Genomic DNA, 22,489 nt, shown 5'->3' with positions numbered 1-22,489 from the left:
ATAGAGCTCAGGAGCATTCCTAGGCTCGGGACTAAGGGCAGAAAACTGGCCGTTGCCAAGATATACGCACCTCCAATGAGTAGTGAAAAAATGGCGAGAAGGATTAAGACCACTGCGACGCATGCGCAAAGGCCGCGCTTCCTGTATGCCGAGCGTGGCAACTCCAGGTAAACGGAATCCAGATAATTGGGTGGATGGGGTAGCACTGGCGGATAAGGATCGGTACTTGGGGGCAGATCCGGCATTGGCAAATCGCGCTTCCAGCCTGGGGCGGGGGGATCGAGTAAAGGTTTGGTGAAAAACATCAAGTGAACTCTGGAAAGATTAAAGGTTGGAGTACGTTGTAAGAGTCAGTGCTGCATAGCCTTCGGTGACGGTGCGATCTGGCCAGTAGGTCAACGACAGGATTGCCCCTTCGACTCGTTGGGAACGTTCCAAAGACTTGAATACGAGGGCGCCCGAAATGTCCAAGACCTGTAGGGCGCTGTTGTTGGGTGACATGGCGCTGCGAGTTTTGACGGTCGGCGTGCCGGCCTCCGCCTGATAATGTATTTTTTGGGCGGGTTCGGTCGTGCCGTTCGCTGTCAATGGCGCGGGAGGAGCAATCAGGTTGCCGCTCGCGGCTACTTCGCCGATACCCTCAGTGTATGGATTGTCGCCCTCGCGCAGGAGGCGCAGGGTCCATTGATAATTCGAATGTTCCGGATGAAAGCAGGGTAATACCAGGCGATATTCCAGCCTCTCTTCCTGAGCGAGGGTGCCTGCGCCGCCGGTCGAACCGCCCCGGTGGTGGCTCTCGCCGGCGATCAAACGCAGACGAAAGCGAACATCGGCTTCGACGCCAAAAGTTGCTGCGTTGAGTTCGGCGACGGCAATCGAGGCGTGTTCGGGCTGATTCCAGTGAATCTTTGGCGTTTCGTCGGCGTAACCGAAGATGCAGCGCCTGGCCCATGTTTCCAGTGGTGTGGATTCCTGCCGTTGAGCCCACTTTTGTAGGGAAAACGCTACGATGCCTAGGACTATCGCAACGCCTAACGGCCCCATAAGAGCGAGTGATGTCGTTGATGCGGCAAAGATGCCTGCGCCAGCTGCGAGCGCATACAAAACTCCCGATAATGCATATCCTCCTGCTGCTGATTTATCTCCTTGCTTCCAAGTTCTACTAGCCGCCATCCCAGCCTGCGTCGCATCAAACAAACCGGTCACAGCTCCAATCACGGCTCCCGCTCTGGCAATTATCTGGCCAGCCCGATATGTAGCCTTGGCGGAAGCTGTCACCCGAGCAGGCAAGCCTGCCGCATGCTGAATTCTCCCCGCGCCTGCTTCAAGTGCGATCCCTATCACTTCCATGCCGGCAGCCAGTACCCCCAGCGTCGCGCCATACAGCGCCAGTCTGGCTTCAGGAGCCTTGTCGCCCAGCGCTCGCTCGGCTTCTTCAAAGTTTTTCTTCATGGAGTCGTTGAGCAGATAAAACCCGCCCAACGCCAGCAACAGCTGACCGCTGCCGGCAACTCCCCGTAGCCCAGTGAACCCCGCACGCACCCAGTTGGCTGCTACCGTTGTTGACACCATGAGCCCGCGTAACGTCGCCCGGGCCTTCGGGTCCAGGCTGCCAACGCCTACCGCTGCTTCCTGCAGTAAATGCTGGGCGCTGGCTCCCGCGCGGCCAACGCCTTGCTCGGTATTGCGCATCAGGTCGCGTCGCAGATTGTCGGCTTCGCCCTCCACCCAAACCGTCAGGGTGATCAGTTGATTAGCCACTTTGGGATCCAGCACGGCCATGCTGAGAAGCCCTGTCCTGATCAGCGGGACGACTTTCCTTTGCACCTTTTGGAACTTGTGGTTCACCTTGTCCACGTTGGCTTGTGCGCTTTTTTCGCCCAAACGGATAGCTTCGGACGCCCGACTTTGCGCCTTGCGCAAGTATTCGGACAGCAACGCGTAGTACTCGCTGAACTTCATTTGAATCTTGAGTTCGGTGAGGTGGACGCCGTTGTACAACAGCTGGCTTGCACTGTTGAGTCGAGAAACTACACGACTGACGCCGGGCCCGAGTCTCGGTTGGAGTCGTGCGCTGGCGGCGTTGAGTGCGCCGAGGAGTTGGGCCATGGCGGTCTGGATACGCGGCTGGACATAGCGGTTGAATTCATCGCTGGTCAGCGCCTTGGACACTGCCGAGTAAAGCTTTTCACTGTCGTTCCAGTCGGCGTCGCCGGTCACGCTGAAACTGGGTAACAAGCCCGCCAGCAGCGATTCGTCCCGCCTCAATATCGCGCGATAGACCGGGCTCTGCGGATTTTTCAGCCACTCGAGCCAAAGCTTCGCTGTCGGGTCTTTATCCGTAAAAGGCGCTTTTTCATTGGCGCTGTTTTGGTTGACGAGCGGTGCTTCGCTGATGCCGCCGCGCAGGCACATCGTCATGGTCAGACTGTAGGCCACTCCTGACGTGAAATCAGCGCCATCATAGTCATGCTCCTCAATGTGCTTGAACGGCGCGCCATGGCAGAGCTCTGCGTATTGCCTGCCGCACCAATCGATGTAGTGTTGGTAGTTTGCCAACTCGCGCTGATAGTCTTCTTCAAACGAGGCGCGATCAGCTTCGCTGTAGCGCTTTTCCAGTGACGCATTGTATTTCCGGACTTTTTCTTCGATGGCGCGTCGACGCTCCACCTCCGGGTCGCCAAAGGTCGGGGCCGCATCGCCCGTCATGGGAGCAAATGAGGCGGTCTGCTGGTCGGCCCAGATCGGGTGCATTTGGCGAATCGCCAGTAGCAGATCTGACGTTTGGCGCTTGTAGGTCCTCATCGGGTCTTCAATGTATCGCTGACGCGCCTCAATCCAGCCGTTACGCAAGTAGTTGTACTGTTGAATCAGGCCCACCGTGTCGTCCAGCACCAGAGCGAGTACACCTTGCTGCAACCCTTGCTGGTCAATCGTTTGGCGCAAGTAATTCTTTAGTGCACCCAACCGTGTTACGCGGCTGTGAAACCCATGGACCTTATCCAGGTCTCCGACAGCCTGATGACGCTGGTATTCATGAACTTGCTGATCCACGCGAGGCTCCGTCGCTGTCATCAGCAACGCGTTCTCTACGCCGTCGGGGGCGTCCAGAGCAGTTCGCAGGTCGAGTTTTCGGAAGCGTCCCGAAGCAGCGCTGTTTTTATAAGCGTCGAGAACGCTGCGAGGCCACGGATCACTGGCAAAGGCCAGCCACGCATGGGTGTACTTACGGATATCGATGTTGAGAAAGGACGCTGGAGCGTCGTGGCCCGCCGAGGTACAGGCATCGCACAATGGAGTCTCATTGGCCTCGGGAGGTGCGTCGGGATTGAACTGACGTAGATAACCATCGGGGGTTACTTGATAGGCTTGCCAGGTCTGCTGATCAAGTAGTACGTACAAATAGCCCGCGCGTAATGTACGCAGGCCCATGCGCGAATTGGACATCGCACCGGTGTCTTCGCTAGCTCGCGGTACCAGAGCCTTTCGCAGCGGGAGGATTGGTAATCCTTGCCGGTTGCAGGCGTTGCATTGGTCCGAAGGAAGGCATGTTTCTACTACGGTAATCTCAAGCTGCGAACTCAGGGTCATTGATGTGCTCCTGCAAAGGTCAAATCCGACACGATCCTTTGCCAGGACTGGTCATTCAATTCGGCAAAAAGTTTTGCGAGTGAGGTGCCATTCTCGATTGCCCGCTCTATGACCAGGCCTATATCTGTGTGTGTATGGAGGCTCGAATGCAGCATCAGACGGTGTAATGCCAAGGCCACAATGTCGTGATGGTTTTTCAGCCCCAAATGGCGAGCGTCACGTATCTGTTTATATGCCTGAGCAGCGGCTTGAGGAGGGAGCAAAGTAGGGCCTTGCCAGCGAGCAGGGGCGTAAGCAAGCGGAAGGCTGACAGCGCGACGCCAAGCGCCGAGCAGTGAGGACACCAGTGGGGCATCCTGTTGTATTGAGCTGGTGAATGCCGAGAATTCAACGCTCGTGTCCGGCTGGCCAATCAAGCGACTGCTGGCGCCACTGCTTGTGGGGACGAGCCACTGATGGATCGGCCACCAGTTTCCTGTCTCCCCAACTTTCAACGTTGCGACCAGCAATTCCAGGCGTAACGGCTCATACACCGGAAAGAATTTTGTGCCCACCGAGATTGGTAGATAACCGAGTTTTATCAGGTGACTGCTGACCGTCGTGGCTTTTGCGGCACTGCTGAGCCATCCACATACATAGCGTCTTGAGCGACGTTCATCTTCTTTGGCACGCAGTGCCGACAACGACAATAAGTACCCTGAGGGTTCGGCACCAGCCGCGGCTAGAGTCACCAGCACCGGGCATGCTTGCGGTGTATGGGCCAAATCTGGGCGGCGCAGTTTAGTTACTGCATCGCTGCCTAATGATTGGCACAGAGCGTCGATATGCAATGGGTCGTCTTCGGCGCAGTCCGCCAATGGATCAAGCAACAGATACAACGACGCATTGGCGGCGTGCTGCTCCTTCGCGAAGGCCTGGATAATAGTTGGAGTCATTTTATTTTCTCCACGCAAGTGTGTCCCGCCTCGGGCTCCAGTTGCAGAGAAAAAGGTTGCCCGCCGCCCGACGCCGTTGCCGACACTGGCCCTTGGATTGTGATGGCTAAGCCGTTGAGGTGAATGCCTTGAGCATCGAGAGTGATACTGCCCCCTGGGCCTTTGAAGACGACTTTCTCACTGGCCTGCAAGCTATAAACGGTCGTAGCGCACTTAAACCCCTGACCTGCCTGAATGCTATGCAACCCCTTGATGGTGTGCTCGCTATCACCGCCAACTTCGATATAGCGGTTGGCGCATGTGGACTCGTATCGGTCATTGCCCACGGCATCCCACCGATCGCGTCCAATGAAAACCTTATAGTCACGGCCGACGTCCAGATTGCGATTCTGGCCTATGGCGTGAATTTGATCATTACCGATCACAACATGCTCATCGTTCCCAATCTCTTCTTTACGATCATTGCCAACAAAGACCCTATTGTCGTTTTTGACATGAACGTTCTTGTCCCTCTCCGCATGAATAAACACCTCCTGCTGCCCCAACTCATCCTCAAACCGCAGCTCATTGAAACCTGCCCCTTTGTGAGTGCGGCTTTTGATGGTCATGCGGGTTTTGTGTTTCGGTAATTCATACGGCGGCAGGTTGGTTTGCCGATATGCACGCCCGGTCGCAATTGGCTGGTCGGGGTCGCCGTCGAGATAGCTGATGATCAGTTCCTGCCCGACTCGTGGTATCGCCATCGCACCCCAGGTCGCCCCGGCCCAACCTTGTGCCACACGAATCCAGCATGAGCTCTGGTCGTTGTTTTTATCCGAACGGTCCCACGGGAACTGCACCTTGCCCCGGCCCCATTCATCGCAATAGATCTCTTCGCCCGGCGGGCCGACCACGCTGGCGATCTGTGGGCCGTCAATGCAGGGTTTGTCACGTAGCGGGGATTTCCAGTCGGAGGTCCAGCGGATTGCGCTGGCGTGCATCTCATAAGACGTGCCTCGGTCGCTGCCGAACGATTCCTCTTCGAGGCTGCTGTGCTGTTTGCCTTGATGCTGAACGGCGATGGTGCGCCAACGGTCGTTGAAATCCTCACGGGGATGATCGTTGAGGTCGAACGCAAGCCCCGGTTGCAGGCGGGCGTCATCACCTTCCAGATGCGCGAGTTTGGCGTCGTTGCGTAGCGCAGTCAGCCGGGTCTTGGTGAAGGGCTTGCCGGCGATATCGCGTTTGTAACGGCCCGGATAGTCGTAGCGTTCGTAATCCTTGTGCTGGTTGTTCAGGTCCTGATCACCGGTCGCGGTGTGCTGTTGGTTGTAGCGCGGGTGGGTGAAGGTGTAGTCGCGCTGCACCTGGCGTGCGGTGCGCACTTGTTCGGTGTAGTGGAAGCGGGTCAGTGCCGGTTCGATGGAATCGCCGCCGGCCATCGGTTGGTAGAGCACCGGGCAGTCTTTATGGGTGCCGATCGTGCCGAGTCCGCCGACGCGGTCGGTCAGGATCAGGGTGTGGCCGTCGGTGCGGTGTTCGAAGGTGTAGAGCAAGCCTTCCTCGGCAGCGAGGCGGGCGATGAAATCGAGGTCGGTTTCGCCGGCCTGTACGCAGTATTCGCGGGGTTGGTGGTTGAAGCAGATCTCGCTGCGGATGTCGGTCATCTTCTGCTCGGCCAACACGCTGGTAATGATGTCGGGCACGGTCTGGGCCTGGAAGATGCGCCAGTTGGAGCGCAGATCGAAACGCTTCAGGGTCGGTTCGATCACGGCGCTGTAGCGGGTGCGACGAAAACCGGTGTCGCCCTGCGTGAACAGGCTGACCAGACCGTGGACGTAGCGCACCGCGGTTTCGCCGCGCCAGATGGTGAACAGCCCCGCGAGGTCGAGTACGCGGTTGAAGTCGATGGCGGCGTTGTGGCTGGCCAGTTCCAGAGTGAGTTTGAATGGCTGGGACAGGCTTTCCTCGAGGGTGAACGAGACCACCTCGAACGGATCGCCCTTCAAGGGCTCAAAGGTGAAACGCAGGTCGCTTTGGCGGGGCATGGGGCCTCCTTGTCGGGTGTGAATGTCAGTCGATCAGCCAACTGCGATCACCGTTTTCCAGTTCACCGTCGTGGTCGGTGCTGTCACCGACCCGGGCGACCGGTTGTCCGTCTACGATCATTGAGGGCGAGCCGCTGGTGATCACGGCGCCACATCCGAGGGTGTCGCCAACACGAGCGACGGCGCGACCGTTGATGGTCGTGTTGCTCGTACCGCTGTCGACGGTGGTGGGGCCACACAACGGGCAATCATGGTCATGTCCGACCAGAACGACGGCGGGCATACAACCTCCTGAAAATTATCGGGGCACTGAACATTCCGCCGCCGGTGCGACGGAATGTGGCGGTTAGCGATTAAGCCGGCTTGCGCCAGTCATCCGAAGCTTCGGTACCGGCCACCACATGACTCCAGCTGACCTTGCGGTAAGACAGGCTGGTCTTGATCAGTTGGGTGTAGTTGGAGTTGTCGCTGTCCTGGGCGTGGGGCAACACGGTGTGGATGTCGACGACGGTGGCCTCTTCCAGTTTGGTGGTGAAGAAGTGCTCCTGTTTGCCATCGGTGGAGGTACGGAACCACTTCACTTCAACAGTTGGCAGCATTTCGCCGGTGGCCAGGGCCTGGTAAAGCAACGGCGAGGCTTTGTTCAGTGCGCTGGTGAAGGTCAGTGGTTTATGCACGCGCTGTCCGGTGGGTTGGCCGCTTTGTGGGTCAGTTGGGGCACCGATCTGATGGTCGATTTCCTGAGCGAGGATTTCGTCCTCGTGGCCCTCCACGAAGACGTTGCCCACCGAGTCAGCGGTGAAGGCGCCCTTGGTGATGTGGCCCTGGTTTTTGCCGTGGATGCTGATGTACGCGGGTGTTGGCATGACTAGCTCCTTGTCGCGATGATTTAACGACCCTGAAGTCGTGGGTTTTGGCCCAAGAGGCCATGGCTTCGCAGCGCTCGGGATGAGCACGCTGAAAATCGGTTACAGGCTGAGAATCCGTTCCAGTGACACCAGCACTTCCTGAGTGATGGCATTCAGTCGGATCGTGTAGATCGTGTAGGCAACCGTCAGCACGACCGCTGCCAGAGCCCAAGGCGTCCACAACGGCCATGTCCGCTTGATCCGGTAGTTGCGTGGCGCGACGTTTTTCAGCGGATCGGTCAGGCGCACGGGCGTCTCGCCACGCAGTGGGCGCAGCAAGCCATGCAGTTGTTCGATGATCTTCTGTATTTCGTCATCGCCCTTGGCATGGGCGCCGTATTTGCCCTTGAGGCCGGAGATCAGGCACTGGTACATGAACTCCAGCACGTGCTGGTACCGGGCTGCTTCGGGGATCATGTTGTTCATGACGGTGAAGAATTTTTCGCCGCCCTGGGTTTCCCCGTGGAACTGACTGAGCAACGAGCGTGCGCTCCAACTCGAGAGCCGACCCCAAGTGGTGCGCATGACCACTTCGTCAATCAACAGGCACAGGCTGTAGGAATAGGCCTTGAGCATGCCGGCGTCGTAGTCGAGCTGGCTGACTTCTTCCATGATTGTGGTGATCTGGTTGCTGACGCTCAGGTACAGCGCGGGCACGTTGTCGTGCTGGCCCAGACGGCGCAGGCGGATCACCAGGCCGATCAGTGGCGTGGCGGCATCGCACAGCGGGTTCCAGGCCACGCCGCGCAAGTCGAATTCGGGGTCTGCGAGCAGTGGTTCGGGTTTTGGTGGGGGCTCCGTGGTCGCGAGCAATTGTGAGTTGTCACGGATGTGCCGTTGAAACTCATTAACTACTGGGGGCAAGGGCTGTAATTCTGGAACGGTGGTGCTGTCAGTCATTTCACACATCTCTCTCACTCCTGATCGCCCAGAACTGCAACTCCAGCGCCGGGAATTCGCCGGCAATGTGAAAACCGAACCCGCTGCCGCTACTCAGGCTTTGCCAGGCCGGGTGATGGCGGTCGAGTTCGAAGTAGCTGAAGCCGGCATGGAACGGCAGATGGCGCGGCGCCACCGGCAGCGGCCGCAGGGGAATGCCCGGCAGTTGCAGGCTGACCAGTTGCTCCAGGCCTTCGGTGGAGCTGATCTTGATCTGCTTGGGCAGTTGCTGACGCAGGGTCTCGGCGGGCAGTTCGGCGCGCACGGCGAGGATGAATTCGGCGTTCTCCAGCAGGCGCTTGTCGTTCAAGGCGGCGCTGCGCACGCCGTATTGCTGATCGATGATTGGCAGCGACACCGCACGTGGTTGCAGCACCGTGCCCAAGGCGCGACGCAAGGTGTGTTCGAGTATCTGGAACGACTGGCGCAGGTTTTCGTGCTGATAGGCCGGATATTCCTGCGGCAGGTGGCCCTCGTCGGTAAAGGTCACCAGTTCGCCGCAGGCTTGAGCCAAGGCGATGTACAACTGTTCCGGATGAACCTGACGTTGGCGGGCCAGGTGCTGGAACAGCGGGAACAACCGATTGAGGGTTTGCAGCAGGTTGAAGTCGCTGACGTCAGCCACCCCCGACTGCCCCGGTGAGCCGATACGCTGGGCCAGATTCTTGGCCCGCTCGCGCATCAACCCGGTCACTTCACCCAGGTAGCGATGCAACGCCGGCACCGCTTGCAGTGACAGACTGGTGGGGTAGAAGTGCTCGTCCATCACCAGGCTGCCGTCCGGGCGCTTGTCTTTGATTCTGCCGATGGCGATGCCGGTGAAAGCACTGCGGTCGCTGCGTTCGAGCATCAGTTGCAGGTTGGGTACGGCCAGGTCCATACCGACCTGATCGCCGTCATGGCTGTGGGTGTCGCGGATTTCCTCGCGCAGGGCGATATAGCGACTGTTGCCGTACTGGTCGGGCCAGCGTATTTCGAGGGCGCCGTTGGAGCGCAGCGGCAGGGCCAGATAGACGATCTGGCCGACCGCGCTGCTGTCAGCGATCTCCAGCGGGGAGGGCGGTGCCAGATCATGAGGAATGTCGAAGACGCTGCCATCGGGCATGATTCCACACGCCTGGTTAATCGCGACCTTGCCGAAGCTCAAGTACTCGGTGTTAAGCGTCAGCTCGCTGAAGCCGTAAAGGGCGTCGTTGAGGCTGTGCAGGCGCTGATGCACGGCGGCTTCGGCGGCGCGGGCCTGTTGCTGGAAGTGCTGGGGTTTGACGAACAAACCCTCATGCCAGATGACGGGGTTGCGTGAACTCATCGGTGGTTACTCGGGGCAAAAGCGGCTGAAAAAGGCGTCATCGGGTTTCTGCCTTGAGGCTGACCTGGGTGGCATCCAACTGCACCAGGACGGCGTACTGGCGGCCTTTTGGCTCGACGCGCAGGCGCTGTTTCCACTGGCCGACATCGGTGCTGTGGTAGTTGGCGATCACTGCGATAAAGCGCGTGTCTCCATCCAGTGCGCGAAGGTCGATGAACTTGAATTGGCCGGGGTTGAGCAGGTAGTCATCGGCGCGGATGTAGGTGCTGCCCAAAGTCTTTTTCAGGTCTTCGGCCATGGCCTGAGGGCTGGCGTTGACCAGCAGCGAGTCGTCGGTCAACTGCAAGACCTTGAAGGCGATCGGCGTGGCGACATGTTGCAGCGCCGGGTTGCCCCACGGCGTGGTCAGGCGAACGCCTTGGTCGTCGTAGTCACCCAGCAGCGCTTCGTCGATAGGCGACATTGACACCACGGGTTCTGGTTCCGAGGTCAGCGGTGACTGGGCCGGCACGCTTTCGTAAAGGTGATTGAGCAAGGTTTGGACTTTATCCGTCAGCGCCTGCGGGCTGGTGGCCTGCACGTTGAGAGTGTAAGGGGAATGGATCGAGTCCTCGTCCGGTGCCGTGCCGGTGCTGATCAGCCGTGGATTGACATTGTCGCTGGCGTACAGGCTCAGGGAGTAACGGCTGGGCTGGTCGTCTGGACCACCAACCGGGATCGACGGCGTCCAGATCACTTGGCCGATTTTGCCGAGCATGGTGCAGCCGCCGAGGGCGAGGCAGGCCAGCAACAAGGTGCCCAAACGCAGGTTGCTGAACAGGCTGGCGCTGCGTTTGTGTGCAGGCGCGCCAATATCCGCCAGCACTTCGGGTAGCGGCGCCTTATCCATCGCTAGCAGCGGATCACCTTGCTCCGCCAAATCCACCGGCCGGCAAAGGCGTTCGAATTCAGGGCAAGTGCCAGTTCGCCTATCCGCCGCTGGCCGACTCGGCAGGTCTCCTTGGTGCCACACGTGCATGCCCTCAGGATGGTCGCCGAGCAGCTCATCGAGCGAATGCTGCCCCGGGGCGTGCTCGCCCAACTGCACCGCGACCTGATACGCACCAATCTGCAACCGATCACCGTCGTTGAGGCTTATCGCAACATGGCGCTCAAGCGGCAGATCGTGACCGTTGACGTAGGTTCTTCCGCTGCGGTCAATCACACAAAAGCGCCCCTCGACGACGCGGATGTCGCAGTGGTTGGGGCGTACGCTGTTGTGGCGATCTTCCAGGCGCCAGTCCACCGCGGCACTGCCGATGCTGCCGCCCTGTGGGCCAAACCGATGAAGGGGCAAATACCCGTGCAGCAACTGCGCAGGATTGTTGATAACCAGCGTCAATTTCATGCGCGCCCCCGAATCCGCACCACGGCGGGATGGCGTTGTTCTTGATGTTCGATAAAGCTGGTCCAGCCCAGGTGGGTGCCGCTGGCGCGTTGCAGGTTGAACGGCGGTACATCTTCCTCACGCAGCCCCAGTTCCAGGTCGTAGGCGGAGGCATCGCGCAGCAGAAATTCCATCAACTGGCGCAAACGCCCGAACTGCTCGCCGCTGGGTAAAAACTGCCGAAAACGGGCTTGGGTCAGGTTGGGAATCACCAGGGTGAACTTGCTGGCGCGGGTTTTGCTGCGGTCACCCACCACAAAATCGCTGCCCAAGGTGCCGTTGGCCTTGCCCAACACCAGGCGCTGGCGCTGCGGCAAATTCACCCAGCGCGCCTCGAACTCACGGATGTAAACGCCGTGCAGATCAAAGCTGTGCTCGACGATGCCGGACACCATCGAAGGTGAACGGCTGCGACTGGCGATCAAGCCGGCGAAGCTCAGCAGGCGGCCCCAAGGCAACGGCGTAGCGCCGCGCAGGTCGTTGTCGTTCAATCCGATCAGGGAAAATACATATCGCGAAAACCGGTCACTGCCTCCGGCCTGAAAACGGATGTAGTAGCGGTACTTGCGCCAACTCATGTGCAGTAGGGTCAGCAAGCGATGATTGAAAAAATCCATGAATGCCGGACGAATCCCGCGCTCCTGGGCCTGCTCATAGGCCAGGCGATCCAGGTAATAGCCGGGCAGTGGCGAGTCGGTACCGTGCAGGCCAAAGAAACTGGTCTGCAAGCGATAGCGCACTTCTTCGCGGTCCTCCTCAAGGCGCGCCGCCTCGACCACGTCGGAAGCCGGAAAGCCCAACCCCGCATGGCTTTGCAGGCGCACCCGGCGGCGCACCGCCGCACTCATCGGCTGCGCTTCCAGGTCGTCGCCATGCAAGGCGTGCAGATGCTCCAGCAGACGATGGAACGAATAGTTCCGCGCGTCGGCCAGCAGCACATCGGCTAGATCACGGGTTGTCTGCCGGTCAACAGTGGCCATTCGTAGCGCTCGTTGTTAGTGGTATTGATCACTTCCAGGCGATGGAAGGAATTGATGCTCGCGTACAGGGCGAAGAAGTGCGAAAGCACGCTGCCGAACAGGTACAGCTCGCCCTCGCAAAGGAAGGCGTCCTGGTTCAGTTGCAGACGGGTCTGCACGCCACGTACCGGCTGGCCCTTCATCAGCCAGTCGATGGGGGTGGTCACGGCATTCTGGATACCGTTGAGGCGCTTGCGCGTGGCGCGGGCCTGTTGCAGGTCGTGCAGGGCGGCGAAGTCATAAGCGCGGATGACTGCCTTGAGCGGCTCGGCCGACAGCAACGACAGATAGTTCAGCGACAGGTTGGAAATCAGCGTCCAGTGAAGGCTGCTATCCAGCACTGGCCGGTAGCTTCGAGTCGGTGCGATCAGGTTGGTGTAAGTGGCAAACGACGGCGTCACCTCGGTGGACACCGATACATCCCCCACGCCCAGCAACTGCGGCAAATCTCGATTGCTGCAGGTCAACTCGATGGATGCCGCTTCATGCTCGCCGATGTACAGGCTTTCATCGCCGCGCACGAAAGCGATGCGATGACGCAAGCCTTCACTCCCGTGGGACTCTTCGATATGCGTGCGGAAGTACAGCACAGTGCGGCCCCGCGCATGTTCGATCTCATGCTGGAAAGACTCGAACGGAGTAAAGCGTCGCAACGGATCGCCCTTGCGCTCCTTGTCGGCGGCATCCCAACCGGCCACCTTGTCGACGCTGAAAATCTCGTAGGCTTCGGGGCGGTTACCGCTGGGGCTGATACGCCGTTCCAGGCTGCGTCCATCCAGCGCAATCGGATCGGCATCGTGACGGAACAGGTTGACCGCCGGCGCGCAGTACAGGTGCAGGTCACTGGTGCGCAGACGAATATCAGGCGGCATGGGCCGGCTGAACTGAAACTCGAATCGCAGGGTGTTGGCGCTCATCTCCGGCCAGACGCGTGCCAGCTGGGTCAGGCTGAAAAAGTGAAAACGCTGCGGGAACACGAAGTACTCCTGCAGGATCCGGTAGCCATCGAACACATTGCGCGGGTAGGGCAGCAGCGCCTCTTCGGGGGTGAAACCGGGACAGCCGATAACCTTGGCTGGCAGGCGATAGCTTTGCTTATCGATGTGCAACGTGACGCTGTCCAGGTAATGGGCGAGCCACAGGTACAACGTCAGCGCCGTGGCGTTATCGCCGCCCAGATGAAAATCCAGCTGATCGCAGGCCATGCTGGTCAGCGGTTGCTCGGTCAACACCTTGAGGTCGATGCGCATCACTGAGGCTTCGCGGCTGTGGGCATCGCTGACTTCCTGCAACGCCAATGGGTACAGGCTGACGTCGGTGCAGGTACGAAACTGGCAGGAGATGCCATCCACCTGTTTGGCAAACAGTGGCGTGCCTTTGGGGATCACCTGGCGCTGGCTGATCGCATCCGGTAACGGTGTAAAACGGATGATGGTCGCGCTCGGCAGGGGCCGCAGGTAGTTGGGCCAGAGCATCTGTAACAGCGGGTGAGTCAGCTCCGGCAAATCGTCGTCGATCTTCATCCCCAGTTTGGCAGTGAGGAAGGCAAAGCCTTCCAGCAGCCGCTCCACGTCCGGATCGCCGGCCTGATCACCGAGAAATTGCGCCAGTTGCGGGTTGTCCTCGGCAAACTCGCGGCCGAGTTCGCGCAGGTAGCGCAGCTCCTCGGCAAAGCGTTGTTTCAAGTCCATTGCATCCTCATCGCACGCGGGTGTAGCCGTCGCGGCCGTGCATGGCCACCTCGATCTGCACCTGTTCTTCCTTGTGGTTGACCTGCACCTGGCAATCCAGGCGAAAGTTCAGCTCCAGCGGCAAGTCCGGGTCGGGCTGAAAGCGCACACCCGTGACCTTGATGCGCGGTTCAAAGGCTTCCACCGAACGCCGGATATCGGCGCTGATCGCTACCACCAGATCACTGCTGGCCTGGGTGACGCCGTTGAAATCGCGCAGGCCCAGTTCAGGGCTGCTTTGCGAGCAGCCCTGGCGTGAGTTGAGCACCTGTTCGAGGTGGCGTTTGATCGCTTCGACACGCTGGCGCGCCTGTTCATCCACGCTGCCAGGGCGGTAGCGCGGTGCGTCGGGTTCCAGGCGTTCAAACAGGCTGGCGCCCATTTACTGGGTGTCCAGCCGACCGACCAGTGAGATCTCGAAGTTGGCGCCCATGTACTTGAAGTGCGGGCGAACGGCCAGCGACACCTGGTACCAGCCTGGATTGCCTTCCACGTCCTGCACCACGACTTTTGCGGCGCGCAAGGGGCGACGGCTGCGCACGTCGGAGGAAGGGTTTTCCTGGTCGGCGATGTACTGCTTGAGCCAGTCGTTCAGCTCGCGCTCCAGATCCTGGCGTTCCTTCCAGCTGCCGATCTGTTCGCGTTGCAGCACCTTGATGTAGTGGGCCAGGCGATTGACGATGAACAGGTACGGCAACTGGGTGCCGAGCTTGTAGTTGGTCTGGGCTTGCTGGCCTTCGCGGGTCTTGGGGAAGTTCTTCGGTTTTTGTACCGAGTTGGCGGAGAAAAACGCCGCGTTGTCGCTGTCCTTGCGCATGGTCAACGGGATAAACCCGGCTTCGGCCAGCTCGAATTCCTTGCGGTCGGAGATCAGCACTTCGGTAGGAATCTTGGCCTGCAATTGGCCGAGGGATTCGTACAGGTGCACCGGTAAATCATCCACCGCGCCGCCGGATTGCGGGCCGATGATGTTCGGGCACCAGCGGTAGCGGGCGAAGCTGTCGGTGATGCGCGAAGCCATCAGGAACGCGGTGTTGCCCCACAGGTAATTGTCGTGGTTGCCGTCGACGGTTTCGTCATAGCCAAAGCTGCGCGTCGAGTTGTCTTCAATGCTGTAGGGCGGGCGCAGCAGGAAACGCGGCAGGGTCAGGGCCAGGTGGCGCGCGTCCTCGGATTCACGCAGACCCCGCCACTTGTTGTGGCGCGGCCCTTCGAAAATATCGCTGACTTCCTTGAGGTCGGGCAGACCCTGGAAGCCTTCCAGGTTGAACAGCTCGGGGCCCGCAGCCGAGACAAACGGTGCATGGGACATGGCGCCGATGGAGGCCACATAGCTGAGCAACTTGATGTCCGGCGAGCTGGGACCAAAGGTGTAGTTGCCGACAATGGCGCCAACCGGCTCACCACCGAACTGGCCATAGCCGGCGGTGTAGACGTGCTTGTACAAGCCGCTGCGGGTGATGTCGCCGGCGTTGTCGAAGTCGTCTAGCAGTTCCTCTTTGGTGACGTGCAGCATTTCCAGCTTGATGTTCTCGCGAAAGTCCGTGCGATCCACCAGCAGCTTCAGTCCACGCCAGGCCGATTCCAGTTGCTGGAACTGCGGCTGATGCAGGATCACGTCCATCTGTTTGCTGACGGCGCGGTCGATCTCGGCAATCATCTGGTCGACCCGGTGCTTGTTGACCGGCTGCTGGTGATCGCCGCTTTGCAGGATTTCGCTGATGAACGCGGCCACGCCTTGGCGAGCTACCGCGTAGCCTTCCTGAGACGGGCGCATAGTGGTGTTGGCCAGCAGCTGATCAAGCAGCGACGGCTGTTCGTCAGCCACCAGGATTTGTGCGGCGGCGCTTTCCATAGGCATGGGGGAGTACTCCGTTGAGAAGGGCGTTCCAGTCAGTTGTTTGGCGCGTCCAGAACCAGGTTCAGTTCACTGGCCAGGCGTAGACGGGCGTTTTCATCGGTCAGCAGGTTCTGCAGGTGTTTGCGAAAGGCCGGGACATTGCCCAAGGGACCTTTGAGTGCAACCAGGGCTTCACGCAATTCCAGCAACTTGTTCAATTCAGGAACTTGCCGTGCGACGGCATCGGGACCGAAGTCATTGATGTTTTTGAATTGGAGTTGCACAGTCAGGTCAGTATCGATTTCGTTGTTCAGAACAGACGGAATCGCCATATCCAGAGCAACTGCAGCGTTGTTCAGTACTTCGTTGAATGTGTCTTTGTCTATTCGAACCGATTGCCGGTCTTCAATGGCGGTTAACTCGCCGTGACCTTTGAAGTCGCCGGTAATCAATAGCTTCAGGGGCAGCTCTACTTCTGCTTGTTGATCGCCCGTAGCCGGGACGTACTTGATGTTGACGCGTTCTTTGGGCGCGACAGATCCATGGGTTTTCGGCATGGGAAAAATCCTTTTTCGTAAAGTCGGTGTATTAGAAACAGCTGTTGCAGGATTTGTCTTGTAGGACGAGAGGGACGCGTTTCGTGGGTTTTGGATGTAGGAAAAAAGAATCGTGATGAATGCTTCTAGATTTCCTACAGCTGTCATGGAAGTGTCTGAGGGATGCCTCTTTTTATGCAGGGTTTGACAGTGTCTTGCTCGTCTTCTACTTGCCTATCTGCTGAGCGCAGGCGACGCTTTGCAAGTTAATTAATTTAACTTTCACTGCGAGCCACGTTAGTTCGAAAGTTGAAAAATATCCGGTTTGGATGCGACGAGGCATATTCAGGAGGCGTTGATGGGCAACGGATGGCGAGGTTGGAAATGGGCGCTCTGCCTGTCGGTTGTGGCAGTAATGGAGGCGCAGGCAGCGAACCGGGATTGCCCTGCCATCGTCTCGCCCCTGAAGCGTCTGGAGTGTTTTGATCTGGCTGCCGGCACGCCCATTCATCAGGCACCTACGACGCCGCGTGCCTTGGGCCGGGTATTGCCGATTGTCGATCTGGTCCAGCGCAATGAAGCCAAGCGTCCGACTGAGGATCAGCGTTTCTTGTTGTCGTCCTTCCCCGAGCCGGACGACGACCAGCAACACCGGCTGGTGATCTCAGCCCCGGCATTGGGCGCGTTGCCGCCTCGACCTCTGCTGGCCATCAGTTGTGAATCGAAAATCTCGCGCCTGCAATTAGTGCTGGATGAGCCGGCCAAACCCAACAAGATTCGCATCCAGCTGTTCAAGGATGAGCGCCCGATTGCCGACGCCTATCAATGGCAGGTGCTGGATGATGCCGGCCTGGTGGTCGATGCCGGACGTGGCCTGCAAGCTATCTCGTTGCTGCGCAACATGGGCGGCGGCCAGCGTCTGCGACTGGAGAGCGACTATCCGCGGCTGCACGGCCTGGTCTTTGACGCTGAAGGGCTGGGTGAGCTGATCGAACAGGAGCGCCAGGCATGTCGCTGGTAATCGACGTGCCGGCGGACACCGTCAAGTTGCTGCTGACCCCCATCGACCCCGAACAGCCCGCCGGGGATTTCGATGTAGAGGACGAAACCTACCAGGCCATCGACCAGGAGATGGTCAAGCTCGGCGGCCTGCGCGAGGGCGATATCGACTGGGCGTATATCGACGAAGCCTCTCGCCAGTACCTGGCGACCCAGTGCAAGCAGTGGCGCATCGTCGCTCATCTGCAAGTGGTGTGGCTGCGGACTCGGCAATGGGCGCGCTGGGCAGATGCCCTGGGTTTGTTGGCCGGCATGGTCGAGTTGTATTGGGACAGTGCCCACCCCAAGCCCGGCCCCACCGGCTACCTCAACAAACGCAAGCAAGTGCAGCGTCTGTTGGGCGAGCTGGGGCAGGTGTTGCCGACCCTGGAACGCAGCAGTTTTGAACCAGCCTGCCAAGCCGCAGCGGAACTGGCCCTGGCCAATCTGCAACGCTGTGTCGAAAGCGCCAGGTTCGACCCGGCCCCGTTGGACGCCTTGCAACGCCAGTTGGACAAATACAGCGAGCCCGTCGTTGCCACTGAGCCCACCCGTGCGGCCACCTCCGGCAGTGTGCTGGAGTCAGCCTTTTTTACCAGCCCCAAACCACAAGCGCCGAGCAATGAGCGCGAACAACGCCGCGCTGTGTTGAACATGGCCGAGCAGATCAACCAGCAAGATGCCTACGACCCCACCGGCTACCAACTGCGACGCTTCGGCCTGTGGTCGCATTTGCGTACTGCGCCCCCCGTCACCCGCGACCGTCGCACCGAATTGACTGCTGTGCCCAAGGATATCGTCGACGGCTATCAGGACGCGCTGAACCACACCGCCATTGAGCCGAACCTGCTGCTGCGCATCGAAAAAAGCGTCTGCGCTTCGCCGTACTGGCTACGTGGCAGTTACTTGGCTGCCCACGTTGCCTCGCGCTTGGCGATGGAAGAGGTGGCGGCCGCCATTCGCCAGACCTGCGAGCGGTTTGTCTGCCGTTTGCCGGCGCTGCTGGAGTTGTGCTTCAGCGACGGCACGCCGTTCGTAGATGCGCAGACCCAGGCCTGGATCAGCGGCGCCGATCAGGCGCAAATCACCGGCACCCCGATACAGGAATACGCCGGCCTGCGCGACGAATTGGCCACTCAGCTCAATACCGAAGGCGTGGAAGTGGTGCTGCTGCGCCTGCAGGAACTGCACGCCACCCAAGATGCCCCGCGCCAGCGCAGCTACGCCACGGTGATCGCAGCCGACCTGCTGGCATCGCGTGGGCTGTCGTGGTTGGCGGACGATTTGTACGCCAGTGTTGCGCGGTTGATGCGCGAGACCACGGCGCAGGGGTGGGAGCCGGAGTTGTACCGGAAAGTGGTGCAACCCATCGACGACAGTCATTTGATCAAAGCGGTTAAGGAGTAGGAGCGATTTATGGGGATGGTCTGGGGTTACCTCAAACGCTGGGGCCTGCCGGTGCTGCGTCAGTTCAACCAGGCGGTGCCGGTATTGGTGCTGCTGGGCGTGGTATTTTTGTTGATCGCCATCTGGTGGCTGGGCCCGCAGTGGACCTGGCGCGAGCGTCAGCCGCTGGGTGAACTGGCGATGCGTGTCTCGGCCAGTGTCGTGGTGCTGGTGGTGCCGCTGCTGATCTGGGCGTGGCGGGTGCGCAATCGTTACCAGCGTCTGCAGGTTGAACGCCAACATGAGGCGGCGGTGCAGGCCGATCCTTGCCTGCCTTATATCGAGGCGCAGGAGCGGGCGCTGGATCGGAGCCTGGGCAACCTGCTGAACAACATGGAGCGCCGCCGTTCGCTGTATCAGCTGCCGTGGTATCTGGTGCTAGGCGAAGAAAATGCCGGCAAGACCAGCCTGATCACGCGTTCCAACCAGAGCTTCGCCTTGTCCCATGTGACCAAGGCTGGGGTCAGGGTTCATCAGGAAGAGCAACTGGCCTATCCGGTGGATTGGTGGATTGGCGACGAAGCAGTTTTGATTGACCCGCCGGGTGAGTTCCTCAGTCACTCGGATTCACCGACTGAAGACATCGAGCAGCAGGGCAAGGTCAAACCGGTACTGCCCGCCGGCACCCACCCGCGCCTATGGCGACACTTGCTCGACTGGCTGACGCGCAACCGCAGCCGGCGGGCATTGAACGGCGTGGTGCTGGTGATCGATGTACAGGCCCTGTTGACGCAGCGACCCGAACAACGCAAGGCCCACGCCAACCTGCTGCGCACCCGGCTGTTTGAACTGACGCGGCAGTTGGGTACGCGCTTACCGGTGTACGTCACGCTGAGCAAGTTCGACCTGCTGGAAGGCTTTGAAGAATTCTTCGCCCGGTTGTCGCGCAGCGGGCGCGAAGATCTGCTGGGTTTCACCTTCAGTCTGGACGCGGTGGATGATTTTGATGCCTGGCTGGCGGAACTGACGCGCCAATATCAAACCTTTGTCGCCTGCCTGACCGAGCAGGTTTTCAACAGTACCAGGGACTCGCGCACATTGGATGAGCGTGATTGCTTGCAGGCGCTGATGCATCAGATGGCGGGCTTGCGCCCGGCACTGTTCGGCTTCCTCAGCGAAATGCTCGGCAGCGATCGTTTCACCACGCCGGCACTGGTGCGCGGGCTGTATTTTTCCTCGGTGCTGCAGCAGGGCACCTTGAGCAACGTTTTCGTCAAAGAAGCGGGACAAGCCTATCAACTGCCACCACCGCCACCCGAGGTCAAACCTGTCGGTGGTACAGCGATCTACTTTGCCCAGCAACTGTTCCAGCGTGTGATCTACCCCGAAGCAGGTCTGGCGGGTGACAACATCAAGGTGGCCCGCAGCAAACGGCGGCTGCTGATCGCCGGGTTCAGTGTCGCGTCACTGGGGTGTCTGGTGATCATCGGGACCTGGCAGTTGTATTTCAACGTCAACCGTGACAAGGCGGTCAGCGTCTTGGCGAAGAGTCAGGAATTCAGCGGTCGGGATATCGACGCCAAGGTGGATATCACCGGCCGTAACCTGCTGGTGCCGTTGGACCAGATTCGGGATGCGGTGCTGGTGTACGGCGACTACCGCGAGGCCTGGCCGTTGCTGTCGGATATGGGGATGTATCAGGGCAGGGCAATCGGCCCGACGGTGGATGAGGCCTATCTCAATCTGCTGTCCAAACGCTTCCTGCCAGCGATTGCCAGCGGTGTACTAAACGTCATCGACACCGCGCCAGCCGGCAGCAATCAGCAACTGGCGGCCTTGCGCGTCTACCGCATGCTCGAAGAGCGGCAAAATCGTCGACCGGCCATTGTCCAAGAGTGGGTTGCCAAACGGTGGCAGCGTGCCTATCCAGGTCAGGGCCAGTTGCAGGCCGACTTGATGGGCCACCTGCGCTACGCGTTGAAATACGCCGACGCCGACCTGCCGCACTATCGTGAACGCATTGCCCAGGTGCAGCAGCAACTGCGCCAGTTGCCCATGGCCGAACGGGTCTATATGAGCCTGAAACAGGATGCCCTGGAGCGTTTGCATCGCCCGCTGGACCTGCGCAACGAGGTCGGCCCGGCGTTCGACATCGTCTACCGCCCGCTCAACTCTGATCAGGAGGGCAGCGGCCTGCAGTTACCGCCGCTGCTTACCGCCAAGGGCTTCAGGAGCTACTTCGAGCCCGGCACAGCGGACATTATCGAACTGGCCATGATCGACCAGTGGGTACTCGGCGAGCGCCAACGCCTGGACTACTCCGACGAAGACCGTAAAGTGCTGACCCAACGCATCCGCGCCCTCTACAGTGCCGACTACATCGACAGTTGGCGACGGGCGCTGAATCAGTTCGCGGTCACCGACTTCGATGACCTCAGTCACGGCGTGGCGGTACTGGAACAAGTCACCGGCCCGGCCGCTCCATTGCGGCGTTTGCTGGAAACCTTGCACGACAACAGCGTGATCTACCCGGCCGTGCCCTTGGCTGAAGGGCAAGCGCCGCTCAAGCTGGACAAGATGCCAGAGGGGCAACAACAGGCAGCAGGAATTCGGCGCGCATTCTCCAGTCTTTCAGAACTCATCACCGCACGAGGCGAGCAGCCGTCTTACTACGAAGAAACCCTGCGCTCGGTCAGTGCAGTCTACGACTATGCCAAAACCGTGCACGACAACCCCGACCCCGGCAAGGCAGCGCTGAAAACCGTACTCAACCGCTTCTCCCTGGACGGTGCTGACCCGATTGCCAATTTGCAACGCGTCGCGGTGGGCCTGCCTGAGCCGCTGAACCAGCACGTCAAAAAACTCGCTGATCAGACTTCACAGGTACTGGTGATTGCCGCCCTGCGCGAATTGGAAAAACGCTGGGACAGCGAGATTTACAGCTTCTACCGCGAGCGCCTGGCGAACCGTTACCCGTTCAAAGCCAGTGGTGAGGACGCTTCGCTGGAAGACTTCGAAGCCTTCTTCGGCCCTCAGGGTCGCCTGCAGCAATTCCACGATCAGTACTTGAACGTGTTCCTCAAAGACAACCTCGACGCCCTGTATTCCGACAGCCTCGGCGGCTATCTGGTGCGCAGCGACGTGCTTGAACAACTGAAAAAAGCCGAGCGCATCCGCGACACCTTCTTCAACCATCGCGGCCACCTGGCCGTACAACTGACCATCGAACCCCTGGCCCTGAGCGCCACCCGCCTGAGCAGCATGCTCAGCGTCGACGGCCAGCTGATCCCCTACCAGCACGGCGCGCCGCAACGCACCGGACTGGTCTGGCCCAACAGCCTTGGCAACAGCAATGGCAGCCAACTGACCCTGGTGCACAGCACCGGCAACACCGCCAGCCTGAGCTACCGCGGGCCGTGGTCGTTGTTTCGGCTGCTCAGTCGCGGGCACCTCAATGGCCGAACCGACACCAGCGTCGACCTGACCTTTTCAGTCGCTGATGGGTTGATGCGTTATCGGATTGGCGCGCAGAAGGCCAACAACCCGATTACTCAGCGCAGTTTTGAAGGGTTTGTGTTGCCCAGGACGTTGTTGGAAGAAAAGCGGGGAGTGCGCAGTGATCATGTTACACAGCGGTAGGTTTCCCAGCTCTGGTTCGTTGCATGGAAGGTTGTCAAAGACGCCGCCAGTCTGGCCAGCCACCAATACTACAATTGCGTGAAAGCAGCAGCGACGATTCCGGGAAAGATCAGACGTTACCTGGAAAGGGTCAAACGGGAGTCTATCGAACTCAGGTCCTGGAGCC

General features: G+C 59.7%; 16 protein-coding genes. 3 read left to right on the top strand and 13 right to left on the bottom strand.

From position 1 onward, the window contains the following. Positions 1-324 precede the first annotated feature (324 nt). From AC0IXA_RS02855 to tssB, 13 genes are all read right to left on the bottom strand, one after another. Entirely contained in the window at positions 325-3,591 is a 3,267-nt protein-coding gene (locus AC0IXA_RS02855; RefSeq protein ID WP_471811558.1) for a T6SS effector BTH_I2691 family protein, read from the bottom strand. Continuing rightward, positions 3,588-4,526 carry a hypothetical protein gene (locus AC0IXA_RS02850; RefSeq protein WP_471811557.1) on the bottom strand — a complete coding sequence of 313 codons (939 nt, stop codon included), beginning with the start codon at positions 4,524-4,526 and terminating at the stop codon, positions 3,588-3,590. Before AC0IXA_RS02850 ends, AC0IXA_RS02855 begins: the two co-directional genes overlap by 4 nt. Beyond that, positions 4,523-6,553 carry a type VI secretion system Vgr family protein gene (locus AC0IXA_RS02845; protein WP_471811555.1) on the bottom strand — a complete coding sequence of 677 codons (2,031 nt, stop codon included), beginning with the start codon at positions 6,551-6,553 and terminating at the stop codon, positions 4,523-4,525. The genes AC0IXA_RS02850 and AC0IXA_RS02845 overlap by 4 nt, the downstream gene beginning before the upstream one ends. A 25-nt stretch (positions 6,554-6,578) precedes the next feature. Then, entirely contained in the window at positions 6,579-6,836 is a 258-nt protein-coding gene (locus tag AC0IXA_RS02840; RefSeq protein WP_341637334.1) for a PAAR domain-containing protein, read from the bottom strand. A gap of 70 nt (positions 6,837-6,906) precedes the next feature. After that, on the bottom strand, positions 6,907-7,419 hold the full coding sequence (locus tag AC0IXA_RS02835) for an Hcp family type VI secretion system effector (RefSeq protein ID WP_471811553.1): 513 nt from the start codon (positions 7,417-7,419) through the stop codon (positions 6,907-6,909). A gap of 102 nt (positions 7,420-7,521) precedes the next feature. Beyond that, the gene (gene icmH, locus AC0IXA_RS02830; protein WP_471811551.1) at positions 7,522-8,370 is read right to left on the bottom strand and encodes a type IVB secretion system protein IcmH/DotU; all 849 of its coding nucleotides are present in this window, start codon (positions 8,368-8,370) and stop codon (positions 7,522-7,524) included. Further along, positions 8,363-9,709, bottom strand: coding sequence for a type VI secretion system baseplate subunit TssK (tssK, locus tag AC0IXA_RS02825; RefSeq protein WP_341637337.1), 1,347 nt, complete (start codon positions 9,707-9,709; stop codon positions 8,363-8,365). Before tssK ends, icmH begins: the two co-directional genes overlap by 8 nt. 37 nt (positions 9,710-9,746) lie before the next feature. After that, positions 9,747-11,096 carry a type VI secretion system lipoprotein TssJ gene (gene tssJ, locus AC0IXA_RS02820; protein WP_471811549.1) on the bottom strand — a complete coding sequence of 450 codons (1,350 nt, stop codon included), beginning with the start codon at positions 11,094-11,096 and terminating at the stop codon, positions 9,747-9,749. Continuing rightward, positions 11,093-12,115, bottom strand: coding sequence for a type VI secretion system baseplate subunit TssG (tssG, locus tag AC0IXA_RS02815; RefSeq protein WP_471811547.1), 1,023 nt, complete (start codon positions 12,113-12,115; stop codon positions 11,093-11,095). Before tssG ends, tssJ begins: the two co-directional genes overlap by 4 nt. Beyond that, entirely contained in the window at positions 12,079-13,845 is a 1,767-nt protein-coding gene (gene tssF / locus AC0IXA_RS02810) for a type VI secretion system baseplate subunit TssF (RefSeq protein ID WP_281896372.1), read from the bottom strand. Before tssF ends, tssG begins: the two co-directional genes overlap by 37 nt. A 7-nt stretch (positions 13,846-13,852) precedes the next feature. Next, positions 13,853-14,266 carry a type VI secretion system baseplate subunit TssE gene (gene tssE / locus AC0IXA_RS02805; RefSeq protein WP_130899894.1) on the bottom strand — a complete coding sequence of 138 codons (414 nt, stop codon included), beginning with the start codon at positions 14,264-14,266 and terminating at the stop codon, positions 13,853-13,855. Continuing rightward, on the bottom strand, positions 14,267-15,739 hold the full coding sequence (tssC, locus tag AC0IXA_RS02800) for a type VI secretion system contractile sheath large subunit (protein WP_122611401.1): 1,473 nt from the start codon (positions 15,737-15,739) through the stop codon (positions 14,267-14,269). It abuts the gene before it with no gap. 38 nt (positions 15,740-15,777) lie between these two features. After that, positions 15,778-16,281 (bottom strand): type VI secretion system contractile sheath small subunit, encoded by a 504-nt coding sequence (gene tssB / locus AC0IXA_RS02795; RefSeq protein ID WP_341637340.1) that lies wholly within the window; start codon positions 16,279-16,281, stop codon positions 15,778-15,780. 337 nt (positions 16,282-16,618) lie between these two features. Here tssB and vasI point away from each other — a divergent pair, with 337 nt between their 5' ends. From vasI to tssM, 3 genes are read left to right on the top strand one after another with little or no spacing between them, the layout of a single operon-like run. Continuing rightward, a complete protein-coding gene (gene vasI / locus AC0IXA_RS02790; RefSeq protein WP_341637341.1) occupies positions 16,619-17,281 on the top strand; it encodes a type VI secretion system-associated protein VasI in 663 nt (220 codons plus the stop codon). Then, a complete protein-coding gene (gene tssA, locus AC0IXA_RS02785; protein WP_341637342.1) occupies positions 17,269-18,705 on the top strand; it encodes a type VI secretion system protein TssA in 1,437 nt (478 codons plus the stop codon). The genes vasI and tssA overlap by 13 nt, the downstream gene beginning before the upstream one ends. Before the next feature lie 9 nt (positions 18,706-18,714). After that, on the top strand, positions 18,715-22,323 hold the full coding sequence (gene tssM / locus AC0IXA_RS02780) for a type VI secretion system membrane subunit TssM (protein WP_471811544.1): 3,609 nt from the start codon (positions 18,715-18,717) through the stop codon (positions 22,321-22,323). Positions 22,324-22,489 lie beyond the last annotated feature (166 nt).

This window comes from Pseudomonas sp. AC083 (assembly GCF_979253165.1).
The sequence above is the reverse complement of the archived record's forward strand: the minus strand, read 5'-3'. Positions and strand labels throughout refer to the sequence as shown.